The sequence below is a fragment of the Flagellimonas abyssi genome, from assembly GCF_019457905.1.
Taxonomy (GTDB): domain Bacteria; phylum Bacteroidota; class Bacteroidia; order Flavobacteriales; family Flavobacteriaceae; genus Flagellimonas; species Flagellimonas abyssi.
In genome coordinates this window covers 1-14,987 of record NZ_JAHZSV010000014.1, presented here as the reverse complement: position 1 = coordinate 14,987, position 14,987 = coordinate 1, and the positions used below count along the sequence as shown (strand labels likewise).

General features: G+C 43.3%; 10 protein-coding genes and 1 pseudogene. 3 read left to right on the top strand and 8 right to left on the bottom strand.

Annotated elements, in window-relative coordinates; all coding sequences use genetic code 11:
- Positions 1–525: 525 nt before the first annotated feature.
- From K1F36_RS11310 to K1F36_RS11280, 7 genes are all read right to left on the bottom strand, one after another.
- Positions 526–735 carry a hypothetical protein gene (locus K1F36_RS11310; RefSeq protein ID WP_220113918.1) on the bottom strand — a complete coding sequence of 70 codons (210 nt, stop codon included), beginning with the start codon at positions 733–735 and terminating at the stop codon, positions 526–528.
- Between the two features lie 131 nt (positions 736–866).
- A complete protein-coding gene (locus K1F36_RS11305) occupies positions 867–1,757 on the bottom strand; it encodes a PorP/SprF family type IX secretion system membrane protein (protein WP_220113917.1) in 891 nt (296 codons plus the stop codon).
- Between the two features lie 28 nt (positions 1,758–1,785).
- Positions 1,786–7,443 carry a T9SS type B sorting domain-containing protein gene (locus K1F36_RS11300; RefSeq protein WP_220113916.1) on the bottom strand — a complete coding sequence of 1,886 codons (5,658 nt, stop codon included), beginning with the start codon at positions 7,441–7,443 and terminating at the stop codon, positions 1,786–1,788.
- Positions 7,444–7,476: 33 nt separating this feature from the next.
- Positions 7,477–8,013, bottom strand: coding sequence for a DUF4347 domain-containing protein (locus K1F36_RS11295; protein ID WP_220113915.1), 537 nt, complete (start codon positions 8,011–8,013; stop codon positions 7,477–7,479).
- A 471-nt stretch (positions 8,014–8,484) separates the two neighbouring features.
- Entirely contained in the window at positions 8,485–9,081 is a 597-nt protein-coding gene (locus K1F36_RS11290) for a Crp/Fnr family transcriptional regulator (protein ID WP_220113914.1), read from the bottom strand.
- 234 nt (positions 9,082–9,315) lie between these two features.
- A complete protein-coding gene (locus K1F36_RS11285) occupies positions 9,316–10,419 on the bottom strand; it encodes a PAS domain-containing sensor histidine kinase (RefSeq protein ID WP_220113913.1) in 1,104 nt (367 codons plus the stop codon).
- 173 nt (positions 10,420–10,592) lie between these two features.
- The gene (locus tag K1F36_RS11280) at positions 10,593–11,162 is read right to left on the bottom strand and encodes an AAA family ATPase (RefSeq protein ID WP_220113912.1); all 570 of its coding nucleotides are present in this window, start codon (positions 11,160–11,162) and stop codon (positions 10,593–10,595) included.
- Between the two features lie 297 nt (positions 11,163–11,459).
- Between K1F36_RS11280 and K1F36_RS20140 the strand changes: the two are divergent.
- Positions 11,460–11,885 (top strand): annotated as a pseudogene (locus K1F36_RS20140) (conjugal transfer protein TraK); the annotation flags it as partial.
- A 19-nt stretch (positions 11,886–11,904) separates the two neighbouring features.
- On the opposite strand, the gene K1F36_RS11270 reads toward K1F36_RS20140, so the two are convergent.
- Complete coding sequence (locus K1F36_RS11270; RefSeq protein WP_220113910.1) at positions 11,905–12,177, bottom strand: Arm DNA-binding domain-containing protein; 273 nt, start codon at positions 12,175–12,177, stop codon at positions 11,905–11,907.
- A 690-nt stretch (positions 12,178–12,867) separates the two neighbouring features.
- Here K1F36_RS11270 and K1F36_RS11265 point away from each other — a divergent pair.
- Together K1F36_RS11265 and K1F36_RS11260 are read left to right on the top strand one after the other, a co-directional pair.
- A complete protein-coding gene (locus K1F36_RS11265) occupies positions 12,868–14,103 on the top strand; it encodes a site-specific integrase (RefSeq protein ID WP_220113909.1) in 1,236 nt (411 codons plus the stop codon).
- A gap of 262 nt (positions 14,104–14,365) precedes the next feature.
- A complete protein-coding gene (locus tag K1F36_RS11260; RefSeq protein WP_220113908.1) occupies positions 14,366–14,950 on the top strand; it encodes a BfmA/BtgA family mobilization protein in 585 nt (194 codons plus the stop codon).
- The last annotated feature ends 37 nt before the right edge of the window (positions 14,951–14,987 follow it).

Sequence of the window (14,987 nt, the reverse complement as noted above, 5' to 3'; positions counted from 1 at the left end):
AAACATTTTGTCTATTTGTTCGTATATTTGTTTAATATAATAAACTAAAATTAGAGTTCCTTAAGTGGTTTGGTTTGCCATTAGAAAGGTTTAAGGTCATATTGCATCCATTTCTGCCTTTGATATGGACAATTCTTTTCTATCAGATATGAGCTTTCTATTTTTTGCTCCCTCAATAAATATGCTAAGTAACCAGCATCTCCAAGGAATTCTAACATCCAATATCTAGAAATGAGACGTATTGCAAATTCCTTGCTTTCTCTCTAAAGCACATATTTTCACCATATAGTGATGTAATCGGATTTTTTCCGATTATATATTTTTTTGGAACATATAGTTTTCTTTGGCAAACCCCTTTTTTGGGCTTTGAGTGGAGAGCTTAAGATTCGTTCTTCCCAAAAAATGTAAAGGGGCTTGCATAAAAGATATCCTGGTAGTTTTTCCGTATATCGCATTAAAGAACAGAGGGGAAACGCCGCCCAAGATAAACCCCCTACGTCGTATAAAATTAAGCCACTTCGAAATCTATGTAAAAGACTGATTTTCAATTTGAAAAATCCAAATATTGGATGGCTCAAATTTTCCGTTTTTGGTGGTCTTAACCATTCGGCTCATCCAATTGATATCTTCATGACCTCCCCCTTGAGTTAGATGTTGGTCATAACTAGAGAGTCCGAGCTGTTTGAAATGCTCAGCCAAATCATTTTTTGTTGGTACAACTAAGTTATACTCCATGTCAATAAAGCCAATGTTATTTATATCCTCACAGCCGCCTTAAACTAATGCTAGCTACTTCAAGTCATAAAAAATGCCCTTGGTTAGAAGGGCATTTATAACTAATATAAGTATTATTTGATTTTGAAATTTTACATCCTCAACCGCATAAAGAGTTCGTGTGTATTGTTGTCCAAACCGTCAATGGGGTTTTGTATGGAAGTTTCATAGGCATAACCCAAATTAAACCCATTGCTGATATTGAACAGAAACAGACCACTGATACTTTCATCGTATCTATAGCTTGCCCCAAACTCAAAGCGTTCACCAAAGTCCAAAATTCCGGTGAATTCAACAGATATGGGCGATGCGTCAACGTAGCGAAACATCCCCATGGTCTTCAGGTCCAAGGTTCTCCCCAATAAGAAAGTATAGCCGCCACTCAAGTAAGCGTGCATACGGTCAACACCTAGATAAGCGTTCCCATCACGCTCTTGCAGACGTTCCGGTGTCAACAGCTTTGGCGCGGACAGGGATGCAAAATATCTATCGTGTTTCAAATAGATTCCTGCACCTACATTTGGGGTGAAACGACTATCGTAATCAACCAAGGCACCATCTTGGCCCACACCGTAGGTGACAAGGCCCTGGGTGTTGGCATCATAGGAGTTGGCACTTCCCTTGATTCCAAAATAGAGAAAATGGTCCTCATCCAATTGGATATTGTATGACACATCTATGGCCACCCAGGTCTGCTGCTCGATAAAGGTCTTATCATTGAGTATGGAGGCTCCAAGTCCTATATTTCTGCCCACGGGCATCCCGAAAATGGCACTTTGACTCTCGGGGGCTCCTTCGATTCCCGCCCATTGGCTGCGGATTCCCAAAGAGAATTCGGCAGCCTCTGAACTCCCCACAAATGCGGGGTTGTACAGGTTCATGTTGTAGCGGTAGAAGGTATAGTTCGGATCCTGTTGTGCGCTTGCCGAGAAGGAAAGCACAAGGAAAGTGACCCATAATGGTATGTTGTTAAAAAGTTTCATCTGTTTTGTATGGTGTTTTTTGTTGGTATTAATAATTGATGAATATCCATCCTTGCAAGGGAGCAGAGCCATCACCTAAATTGATGACGTACATGTACGATCCTGCAGGGAGTTTCTCGTTCCTGTTTTTGTAGAAGCCCTCCCAGTTGTTCCGGTACGATTTTGTGCCGAACACTTCGTGACCCCATCGGTTGTAAACTTTGACCACATTGTTGGGATAGTTATCGATTCCCGGAATAATCCAAGCATCGTTGTTACCATCACCGTTAGGGGTAAAAGCTTGTGCGGGAACCAACGAAGGTTCTTCACTTGTAGGGAATGCATCATCAATGTCTGGAACGCCGTCATTGTCGTCATCCTCATCCATACTGTCTGGAATTCCATCACCATCCGTATCCACTGGAGTACTGGATGCATCCGTTGGGTCGGTTCCTTCGGTCAGTTCCACTTCGTCAGAATAGCCATCGCCATCGTCATCGGTATCTGCATTGTTCCCAATTCCGTCTCCGTCCGTATCGATTGTTTCGGAAGCATCATTCGGGAAATCGTCTTCATTGTCCGGAATGCCGTCGTTGTCATCATCGTTGTCCACGTTGTCGCCCAGACCGTCACCATCGGTATCGGTATCGGTAACGCCGTCATTATCGTCGTCCGTATCGGAATTATCACCAACACCATCACCATCAATATCGGAATCTTCGTTCGGGTCGTAAGGGAAAGCGTCTTCATCATTAGGAGTTCCATCATTATCGGCATCCTCGTCGGCATTGTCTCCTGTTCCGTCCCCATCGGTATCGGTATCCTCGGAATCATCCTTCGGGAAGGCATCCTCTGAATCGGGCGTTCCGTCGTTGTCATCATCCTCATCGGCATTGTCGCCAGTTCCGTCCCCATCGGTATCGGTATCCTCGGAATCATCCTTCGGGAAGGCATCCTCTGAATCGGGCGTACCGTCGTTGTCATCATCCTCATCGGCATTGTCGCCTGTTCCGTCCCCATCGGTATCGGTATCCTCGGAATCATCCTTCGGGAAGGCATCCTCTGAATCGGGCGTACCGTCGTTGTCATCATCCTCATCGGCCTTGTCGCCTGTTCCGTCCCCATCGGTATCGGTATCCTCGGATTCATCCTTCGGGAAGGCATCCTCTGAATCGGGCGTTCCGTCGTTGTCATCATCCTCATCGGCATTGTCGCCAGTTCCGTCCCCATCGGTATCGGTATCCTCGGAATCATCCTTCGGGAATGCGTCCTCTGAATCGGGCGTACCATCGTTGTCATCGTCTTCATCGGCATTGTCCCCTGTTCCGTCACCATCGGTATCTGTATCCTCGGAATCATCCTTTGGAAAGTCATCTTCTGAATCAGGCGTACCGTCGTTGTCGTCATCCTCGTCGGCATTGTCCCCTGTTCCGTCACCATCCGTATCTGTATCCTCGGAATCATCCTTTGGAAAGTCATCTTCTGAATCAGGCGTACCGTCGTTGTCGTCATCCTCGTCGGCATTGTCCCCTGTTCCGTCACCATCCGTATCTGTATCCTCGGAATCATCCTTTGGAAAGTCATCTTCTGAATCAGGCGTACCGTCGTTGTCGTCATCCTCGTCGGCATTGTCCCCTGTTCCGTCACCATCCGTATCTGTATCCTCGGAATCATCCTTTGGAAAGTCATCTTCTGAATCAGGCGTACCGTCGTTGTCGTCATCCTCGTCGGCATTGTCCCCTGTTCCGTCACCATCGGTATCTGTATCCTCGGAATCATCCGTTGGAAAGTCATCTTCTGAATCAGGCGTACCGTCGTTGTCGTCATCCTCGTCGGCATTGTCCCCTGTTCCGTCACCATCCGTATCTGTATCCTCGGAATCATCCTTTGGAAAGTCAACTTCTGAATCGGGTGTACCGTCGTTGTCGTCGTCGTCGTCGGCATTGTCACCAGTTCCGTCTCCGTCCGTATCGGTGTCGTCGGAATCATCCTTTGGAAAGTCATCTTCTGAATCGGGTGTACCGTCGTTGTCGTCGTCGTCGTCGGCATTGTCACCAGTTCCGTCTCCGTCCGTATCGGTGTCTTCGGAATCATCCTTTGGAAAGTCATAATCTGAATCAGGCGTACCGTCGTTGTCATCGTCGTCGTCGGCATTGTCACCAGTTCCGTCACCCTCCGTATCTGTGTCATCGGAATAATCCTTTGGAAATTCATCATCTGAATCAGGCGTACCGTCGTTGTCATCGTCGTCGTCGGCATTGTCACCAGTTCCGTCTCCTTCCGTATCGGTGACTTCGGAATCATCCTTTGGAAACTCATCTTCTGAATCAGGCGTACCGTCGTTGTCGTCGTCGTCGTCGGCATTGTCTCCTGTTCCATCACCATCGGTATCTGTATCCTCGGAATCATCCTTTGGGAAATCGTCCTCATCGTCTGGTGTACCGTCGTTGTCATCGTCCTCATCATCCTTATCGGGTATGCCGTCACCATCAGTATCTTGGCCGGCATTGATATTCGCTGTGTGCGTAGTGGAACTCAAGGCATCATCCCCATCCTTTACTTTGAAGGAGAAGGAGGTATAGTCTTCACCGTACCCTCCATTTGCCGTGGTAAAGACAAGTAAGGTCACATCATCGACCATATCATTTGCCTGAACGGGAGAGCTATTGTATAGTAAAGTACCCTCCGTTGGTAGTGTAATCACTTGTATACCATTGAAAGCATCTCCTGCATCATCATCAGAGAAGGTAAAATCAGTGGTTTTGAAAGTATATCCTACATCTTGAATAACTTCAAGGGTAACATTCCCACCTTTGGGTGCGTCGTTCACATTGGTAATGTTCAATGTGGCCGTAACGGTTTCCGAGAAGGAAACGGTATCCTCAAAATTATAGGTAAAGCTATCCGTTGCCGACTCATCGCCATTATGCTCGTAACTGAACGTACCATCTGCGTTAAATGTAAATGCGCTTGCATTGGATGGGTTTGTAATGATGTGATATACCCTTTCATCATCATCCACTTCGATATCGTTTGTTGATACATCCTCGTTCAAAGTGGCATTTTCATCCAAAGTGAAGGAATCTGCAACTGCTATTGGGGTATCATCTACGGCAGTGATGGACAAGGTAAGGGTTGCGGTTACTTTGGTTCCTGCATCATCCAATTCGTATACAACCGCGTCGCTGCCATACGCATTCGCATTTGGGGTGTAGACTATCTTATTATTCTCGTCCACCACAGCGGAACCTTTTGCTCCTTGGGTAATGATACTTACCGTTGGTGTATTGTTGGTATCGTATACATCATTGTATAGGACATCGATAGGGTCGGACTCTGTATCTTCGTCCAAAACCGCTAAGTCGTTCTTTGCACCGACGACCAAGGCAAGGTCGAACGGACCAAAGGATGCCGTTCCTATATTTCCTGCATTGTCCTTCGCCTCTGCATGGATGTACCATCCCGTGCCGCCACTGGAAAATGAAGTGGTCTTGGATTGACTGTTGCTCCAAGAGGACCACAAACTGCTGTCGGATGCAGGCGGATTACTGTCCTGAATCAATACATAACGTTGGACGTCAAATCCACTTCCATCATTTTCATCTTGAAAGGTCAACAAAATATTGGTGTCCGTATCAATAGATCCGCTATTCGGTGTGGCCGATAAGGTAGGTTCGGTGGTGTCGTGGGTAATGGTCAATGTTCGGAAGAACGGCTCGGACCAAACCCCTGTATTGGTCTGTACACGAAGGCTAATGATGTAATCTGCGGTTACATTGTTGTAAGCCGAGAAATCGGTCATCTCCATGGTGGAGTTATGGATCTCGGTATCCGTCGGATTTCCCTCGCTATCGTACACCCGTTGGGTAACGATCCATTCCTCATTGGAAAGTGTTCTTCCGTACGGGTCGATGGAGTTGTTTTCTATATTGATGTTCATGGAACCAGAGTACGTGAACAATGCATCTGGCTGAATATTGAATTGCGCCACTGGTAGGTCCTCGTTAGTAGATGAACTACTGCTGTCCACTAAGATATAAGCACTCGATGGGCTACTCCATACACCTTGATGGTCCTGTACGTTCAGCATCACCAAATACTCCCCGTCCGAAACGGAATTCTTGTCGAACATTCCCGTGGTCCAGCCCTGGGTAGATGTTGCATCAACAGGTTTCCACTTCCATTCGGTCTGTGCAATACCATTGTTGGGACCACCATCCAAATCGTAGGAGGTGTCGTTGAACACGCCCGTATCTGAACTGTAGGAGAAGCTCGCTACTGGTTTTCTGTGAAAATACAAGGTTGTAGGGGAGGTGGGGAGGTCTTCGAAGGTAAAGGAGTACTTTCCTGGTTTTTCATAGAATTCCGGTACATCTTCCAAATAAAGACCGCTCCAGGAAACTCTTCCCTGATTATTGGGGAAGAAGGTTTCATTATGTGTTATTTTCCATCTACCGCTCGGATAACTTGCATTGGCGGTACTGGTTTTCATTTCGGAAGGATCAACGGCTATTTCAACGCTGGTCCCAGCAATAAAGTAGTCCCCTTCGGTCACGGTAAGCAACTGGTATTGCTCATAAATATATTGGGCCATATCATCCATCCAAGTGGACCAGCTTCCCATATCCCGGTTAACAAAGGTTCCCTTGTTATTATTCTGTTGTACAAATCGCTCGAACTGGGTTTGGTTGTCGTTCAATCCCCACCCGATATAGTGAATGTCCTCGTTGATGGTACGCATTAATATCTCGGCCAAATCCTGATCGTTGTCGAAATCGGCAACTTCTTGATCGTCGAGGTTTACATTGAACCGCATAGCGCTGTTTCTCCATTGAGGCTCCCTGAGTACGTCCTTGAACTTTTTAAGGGTCAAAGAGGTCACTTCAATGTTTTTGAAGGTGGCGTAGGGTTGACTGTTGGAAAAGAACCCATAACTGCCACCGATTTCGGAAGGAGCCGTATAATCGATCAACAGGTTGTCGTCCAACCAAATTTTGGCCCTGTTGCCTTTGACCTCCAGTTTTAGATGGTACCATTGGTTTGGGTTAAAGATAACTGAGCGCGCTGATTGCAATCCTTGAATATAATGCTGGGGATTGGCGTTTCCATCACTTCTGGTGATTTGGTAAAGACCTGTTGCAAAACCATCGCCCGGAATGAATTCATTGGTGCTAAAGCTTCTAACGGCCCCGGAAAGGTTGAACAGGTAGGCACCAATGGGCGAGTTGGGAATACCGAAGTTGATACCCATATCATCATTATCGGTATTGGTCGTCCTGAAATCCACTTCCATGGTGTAATTGGAGGAATCGAAAACGGGATCGTAGAAACCGGCCAATTTATCGTTGTTGACCCGCCTGATGACCTTGTCGGCATCAACAAATTCCCAAGTCTCCGGGTTATAGCCCCAACGGGTCCAATTGTTAAAGATTGCAGCCGCATCCTCTGAGTTGGAGGAGATGGTCGTTCGTTCAAAACCCTGTACATAGAGTTTGTCAGCGGGGATACCTTTGCTTTCCAAGGCGGCTCCGAGGTCCGCCTCGAACGTATCTATATTTTCATCGGTAATACCTACCGTCAGCACCACATCAATATTGGGGCCTTGCTGTACTTCCATGTTTACCGATTGGCCGAACATGGATCCCCATCCCAGCACAAAAAACAATAGGGTGATGAAGTGGGAATAATGAAGGTTGATCTGTTTCATTTTGGTCAAATTTGTATTTGGATTTTGGCTATGTTAATCGAAAATGGTCTTGGTATTGCTCAAGGGCCTTACGGAAAAATCAAAGGTCATTTCCTCTCCCATTTCGTCACAACTTGAGCTGGAAGCCACGTTGAAACCTGTTCCAGAGGCTATGTTTTCAAGAAGGAACCTGCCTTCGGGGGTTTTCGCCAATACACACGAGTAAACAAAAACGGTCACATCAGAACCGGTTCTAAATTCTGATGGCTCCAATTGATTTCCTACGGCTTCGGCCGAGTAGGATCGTCCTCCAATACGGATGGATGCGTTTGTCGATGGCACAAAAAGATGAATGTTTTTGACACTTGAATTCTTGGCCAAGGCCTGTTTTAGGGTTTCTGGCAATGTAGCAGAGGTCTTGGCTTCTATCAGCGTTACACTTGCAGGTAATGAGGCGATAAGCCCTCCACTATTAGGAAAGTCGGAATCCACGATGACAGTATGATCTGTTTGGGCCATGGAAACTCCTAAGCTTAAGAAAAGGAAAAGCAATAAGCTCATTAGGGTTCTTTGGTTAAAAATGGTTTTCATTTGTGATTTATTTTAGGTTTTGTTAGCGGTTTTATAGTTTGTAATCCTGTTCGGAAAAGGCATGAAAAACTCTGGCCACATGGATGCAGCTTTTTTTGGCTTGTGCTCAGCTTTGCTGAATCAGGTCACCACCGGTAAGGGTTTGCGAATTTTTATCGGTCTTAGGGAAGCGTATTTTTTATGTCATATTGCTTAGGAACTATTTTATTTACTTAAGAAGGTTTTTGATGTTATTTTTCGTACAATTTAAAGCGGATTGTGTGCAGTTTTTCTTTCGTTTGCTTTAAGAAACGGAGGGTGTTTTTTTTTAGTATTAAAAAAAATCTCTGAAATTGATATATGTCAATTTAGAGTTATTTCTTACGTAAAAAGAAGGGTGGATGGTAGGGAAGGTAACTTAAATGGAAGTTAAAAAATACACTTTGTATATGAATTCAAAATTGTTTCTGGAAGTAACAAAGCAAATAAAACTTAATTTCTTTCTCTCAACAGTCTTGATAAAGTTTCAGGTCTTATGGCTAGATAGGAAGCTAAATGTTTTCGTGGGATTCGATCTACAATTTGTGGCTTCATGTGCTCCATGTAGTAGGCCAATCTTTTTTTGGCATTGGGAATTCTTGCCAAATAGACCCTTTTTTCTGCAAGTATGTAATACTCCTCCAATAATATTCGGTTGATGTGCCGCATTTCCGGAAAATTATTTAAGCAATACTTATAGTCTTCATAATCCATATAATCACAATAGGTTTCTTCAAGGCTTTGCATATATTCTTGGCATGGTTCATTTCTAAAAAAACCGGTAATGGAGGTGAAGACCTCATTTTCGGTGTCTACCCAAGTAGTCAATTCTATTTCGTCGCTTACGAAGTACCCACGGACCATCCCTTTTTTAATAAGATAAAGACGATTGCAGACTTCTCCAGCCCTGCTAATGATTTGGTTTCTTTCGAAAGAACAACTTTTGATGTGCTGAACCAGATAATTTTTTAGACTGGGGCCTAAGGGATAGATTGCATTGAGGTATAAAATTATAAATAGATTTTTTTCCGTATTCTTACTCGGGAACATGTGAAAGATGAATTTTATTGTTCGGTACCCAAAAATAAGATTAGAATCGTAGATACCCCAAAAATTAGGGCAGTAAGTTTAATCATTGCATTTACTGAATATGACACGAAGAAAATTCACCCCGAAGCCTGAAATTCCCAAAGGATTACCGGAATGAAGGTTACTGAGGAAGCGTTGGAACAACATTATTTGAAGGTTCACCAAGAAGTGGGTTCGATGTTCCGGTAGGCACATTTATAGGATAGACGAATTGGGGTCTTCACTAAAGGTTATGGTAAAGGTAGTTCCTTGGTTTACTTCACTGTCCACCTCGATACTTCCACCATAATCGGTCACTTTTTGATATACTAAATACAGCCCCACTCCTTTACTGTTACTCCCACCGTGGTGACCTTGGTTCAATTTGAAAAGTTGGTCACCTGTCTTTGACAAATCAAAGCCGATACCGTTGTCATTATATCTTAAGATGTGTTTTCCGTCCTCTAAAGCACTATGGAGTGTTATGATGGGGGGAACCCCGGACTTGGAGTATTTGATGGAATTGGTGATCAAGTTGAGAAAGATACTTTCCAAGGCTTGGGGGTTGAACCAGACGACAGGAAGTGCAGAAAGGTCTATATGGAACTGCGTGTCCGATTGCTTGATTAAACTTCCAATGGAGTGTTGTACCTTATTGATTACAACGGTTAAGTTGGTCTTGGACAGTTGCCTTTGTGTGGTGTCAATTTCCTTGAAGGCATCAATTTGTGAGTTCATTGTATCAATCAAACTAATCGTGGACACTTTGATCATAGCCAGTATTTCCTGGGTCTCGGAGTCAATTACTTTATCTAGATCAATCAAGTTGACCAATGAGATGAGATTGTTGATCGGGGACCTTAAATCGTGTGCGGTGGTGTAATTCAATTGTTTTAGCTCTTTATTGGCAATGGAAAGATTTTTTAAATGGGAGAGCCGTTCCTTTTGTAATTCCTTTGTATAGGTAATATCCTTTGCAATGGCATAGACCAAACCTTGTTCGGACAGGGGAACCGATGTCCAGTGCAACCAGACCAATTTCCCAGATTTACTGACATACCTATTCTCAAAATTGACCAAAGGAACGTTTTCCAAGAGTTTTTGTCTTTTTTGGGCCGTTGGTTCACGATCCTCGGCATAAATAAACTCCGATATTTTTTTTGACATCAGCTCCTCCTTGGAGTATCCCAAAAGTGAGACGAACCCTGGATTGATGTCTACAAAATAGCCTTCAAAGTTTGCAATGCACAAACAATCGAATGATTGGTTGAAAAATGGAGCCAAGGTTTCGGTTAGGCCTATTTTGAATGGGTTGATCATTAGTTTGGTTACTGGTTATTTTGGTTCTTTTTCATCAGGGCAGCTGATTTACAAATATAAGAACCGTATCGAAATTATGTGGTAGGAATACACCTTCAACTTCTTGAGGTATATTTAATTAAGGAATGAATAGATGGATGGTATCTGAGCATTATAACAAATGCTGGAAGGTTCTATTTTTCCTTTGTTACGAATGTAAGGATAAATTCTGCCCTTTCTCCGATGGTTGTTTTGGGAACTTCCACTAGGTTGTATTGATAGCTTCGGTAGGTTTGGATCATTTTATTATAGGTGAATACTGCTTCGTTCCAGTCCTGTTTGCGCTGGGCATCGGTCTGGTAGATTTCTTTCCATGGGGGTAAGATAAAAACATGATCGTTGTAGCGCCAGGTCTCGGCCAGTATTTTCATATCGTTTTCCACTCTGATACCGGTAAGACTGGCATAACAGATGGCATCTAAAAATCCACGGTCAAAGAAGATGGGGCTGCTGCCTTGTTTCTGCTTCATGACTTTTTCGAAACTTTCAAGAGATCTTTGGAACATGAGGTCCCGATACAATCTTTTGTTTTTCCAGGGAAGGGCATCCCCATCGATGGCCTGTTTTTCCTTGATTAGTTGGCGCGCCACTTCAGGAATGACGGTATATCCTCTTATTTGAAGGGCCTCCAGAAGACTCGTCTTGCCCACACCTGGACCTCCGGTGATTACATAGAACGGATTGTGGATTCTGGTACGTTTCAATGCTAGGGGATTTGGTTTGGTTTTTTTAAAATGGATTTTGTTTGAGGTATCAGTACATTATTTGAACTTTAAATGTGCTCCACAAAATTCATACGTTTGCCTATAATCCCAACGAAGAAAATTTCGTCAACACCATCAAATTGGTAGAAAAGAACATGAGCTTCATAACTGTAGTATTTTAAGGACCGGAAATCGTCGATGCATCTTTTGCTAATTCTGGACGTCCCGGCGAGTTTCTCCAAAAATGGGTACTTGGTGGCCTGATCAGAGCCAAAAAACTTTAGCCCATACTTCGCCGAACGGGAAAATCTGAAAGTCGAGGCTCTGGCCCATTTGAAGCAGTTCCATAGTTGGTTCTATGACATCGAGGCCAACAGCTACGAAAGGAACATGGAAAAGGCCCTATAGTTGGGCAACGCCTCCGTGGATGCTGTGTATCGGCAAAAGAAAGCCGATGGCTTCTATAACCGTTTGTTGCAATATTCCCTCGTACAATAAGTGGAACGCATCGATTCCCGAATAGATTTGACACAGGAACCCTATGTCTTTCAGACCCGAACCGTGATCCATCTCAACCGAGCTGCCGTCACCGATACCTATGAATTGATCACCACGGGCAAACTCATTCTAGTGGAACGCCATTTCCCCCATCACCCCCATGGGTTGTTGATCACTGATTTTTTTGAAAACTTCCTAAGTAAAATTGAAACTTATGAAAAATAATATAATCATCTTATTGGTTTTAGGTTTGATGGGATGCATGGATATGAGGGGACAACAGGTCTTCGACACCCACCTCCTCAAGGTATTCATTCAAGTATCTGGCGGATGCTTTGGTACCTTTGGCGCGTTGTTTTTTTGAGTCCCAACTGTTGACATTCAGTTTTTTCTTGAGGCTGATGTTCGCCTTTTTGCCGTTAAGACTGATTCTGGCATAAAGATTTGCTTCATTATTGGCATCTGCCCGTTGGGCGTATTGCCAAATTAGGATGGAAAAGGTTTTGGTCGATCTCATAGAGACAAGTTTTTAATTAAACAATCTGCTACGAAAGTCAAATCAACCATACAGTCAAATCGTCCGATTTTTAATGCCAAATTTACATGTTGACGAATGTTGACGATTTGTGAACTCTTTTAAACCAAATTATATGATATGCCAAAAAAATGCAAAATCCTGTAAATCAATTAGATTACAGGATTTTGATATCTTATGGTTTGTTAAAAAGTGACCTGACTGGGGCCTAAACCCAAGGTATAATCAATTGATATTCAAAAAGTTAAAATCATTTTTCTTAACCTGTGCACCGAATCGTTCACCAGTACACAAATACCATATAAAATGAACCTAAATGCCGTTATTTGGCACCTAATCTTATTTAAGTTTTAAAGATACAGATTCTATGGTTTTAGTTGAACAAGAATTGTTAAAAATATTCTTTCGACCCAGGACGATATGGGGCATTGGGATTAGTAGGGCAGTCATCCCGACGAACCACTAAATAGGTGGTATCAAAGCACTGTCAACTGACTGATTGACAGTGCTTTTTGTTTTTATTGCATTCAATTGAATTCATTTAAAACCATATAAAAGGTGTAGAGTTCGGTGAATGGTTCGGTACGTTCATTGTGCATAATTTAGATAGCGTTTGACGCTGTTCATGGGTGTTTTGCAAACCTGTTTTGTCAAACCCAAAAGTTATGTATTATGCGCAATTCCAACACTTTAAAAGTACTTCTATTCACACGGGACATTTCAAATAATCCCCAAAAGTTGACCATATATGCCCGTATCACCGTCAATGGGAAGAGGGCAGAAATCAGTCTGAAACGATATGTTTCGGTGAATGAATGGGACGAAAACAAGGGAAGGCTCCATGGTCTGACCCATAAGGCCCGTTTATTGAACAGTTACCTTGATGAGGTCTATGCTGCAATCATGGACACCCACAAGGTATTGTTGCGTGAAGAAAAGGTGATCACAGCCCAAGCCATTAAGGCCCGTTATCTAGGACAGGACGAGCAACATAGTACCCTGTTTGAACTTATCGAGTATCATAACAAAACACAAAAGAGTGTACTCCGACCCGGAACGATGAAAAACTATTATGGGACCAAAAAGTATCTCCTTCGTTTTTTGGAATCCAAATACAAACTCCCCGATATCCGTTTGGAACAATTGAACTATAAGTTCATTACCGATTTTGAACATTATCTACTGAACGGCCCGCAACTCCAAAAGGGAAAGAAATGTACCAATAATGGGGCGATGAAACACTTGGAGCGTTTGATGAAAGTGGTCAAGCTGGGCGTTAAGTTGGAATGGTTGGAAAAAGACCCTTTCATTAACTATAAGCTCCGTTTTCATAAAACTGAACGCAGTTATCTAACGGAAAGGGAACTTAGGCTCATCGAAGAAACGGACTTCACTGGAGCTGGCTATGAAAAAGTCAAGGATGCTTTCCTTTTCGCCTGTTATACCGGCCTATCCTATATCGATGTCAGGGAACTTGAAAAGAACCAACTGGTGCTTGGTATTGATGGAAACCAATGGATCTATACCAAAAGGGAAAAAACATCGGAAAGTGTGAAACTGCCTTTATTGCCCAAGGCAAAAGAAATCATTGAAAAGTATTGGGACAGCCCTGAGACCGATACAAAAGTGCTTCCTGTGCTCTCCAACCAGAAGACAAACAAATATCTAAAAGAAATTGCCAAGGCCTGTGGTATTTACAAAACCATATCCTTTCATTCAGCCAGGCACACTTTTGCAACTACGGTTACCCTTTCAAATGGAGTCCCGATAGAAACAGTTTCCAAAATGCTAGGCCATACCAAATTGACCACCACCCAGATCTATGCAAGGGTACTGGAACACAAGATAGGGGAGGACATGCAAAATCTGATAGAACATATGCAGACTAAAAAAGCAGCCGAAGGATGATAAGGCTGTATTCATTCGGTCCCGCTTGCGGGACGTAGGAATAGCAAGAGGGTGATGCGCAAAATGCGCCATCACGGTTGTTTTCTGGTATTCAACGAGTTGAAAACCAGTTGATTGAACTGATTTCGGAATACCGTGCAAAATCAGGGGCTACAGTAGACTTTTTCGAAATCTACAGTAAACCCTTTGGGAAGCCCTATAAACACTGGAAATTTTTGACGAAAAAATTGACGCAATTTCACTAAAAAGCAAAATCGCACCTATGGAAAAGCAATCCACAAACGGCAGAACAAAGAAAGGAAGCGGTGGTTATTCCAATATCACGGTAAAGAAAGAAACGGCCACACGCTTTCGCAGTTATTCCAAAAGGTTCAACAAATCCCATAGCGAGGTATTGGATGTAATGATACAATACTTCAAGGAGAACAGCCTTGACCCATTTGGAGAGGGAACAAAGATCATCGTTGACAGTATCAAAAAATTGGAGCGTCAGATGATGAAAAAATTCGATAGGCTCATCACCATTATAAAGAACATGGAAAAGACCAGTATCCGGCCGACCTATGAAATGATGTTGATTCTTTACGAGGCATATGTAAAGGATGGGAGGAAACCGAGTCGGAAACCAGTCAAGATACAGGAAGAGAGAATGGATTTTTTGGAGCCAAGAAACACCGTTCCGAAAGTGGATCACGAGAGAATCCTTCGTGAATTTGAAAGCTATAAAAAACACTGCAATGAAATCCTCAACAATGTGGAGAAGGTGGAACCAATGATGGGAAAACCATATCTGAAAATCAATATGGGCATTGGGGATTTTGAAAGTTTGAAACATCAATTAAGATAACGCCCATGTACCTTACCATCTCAGCACAGAAAATGGG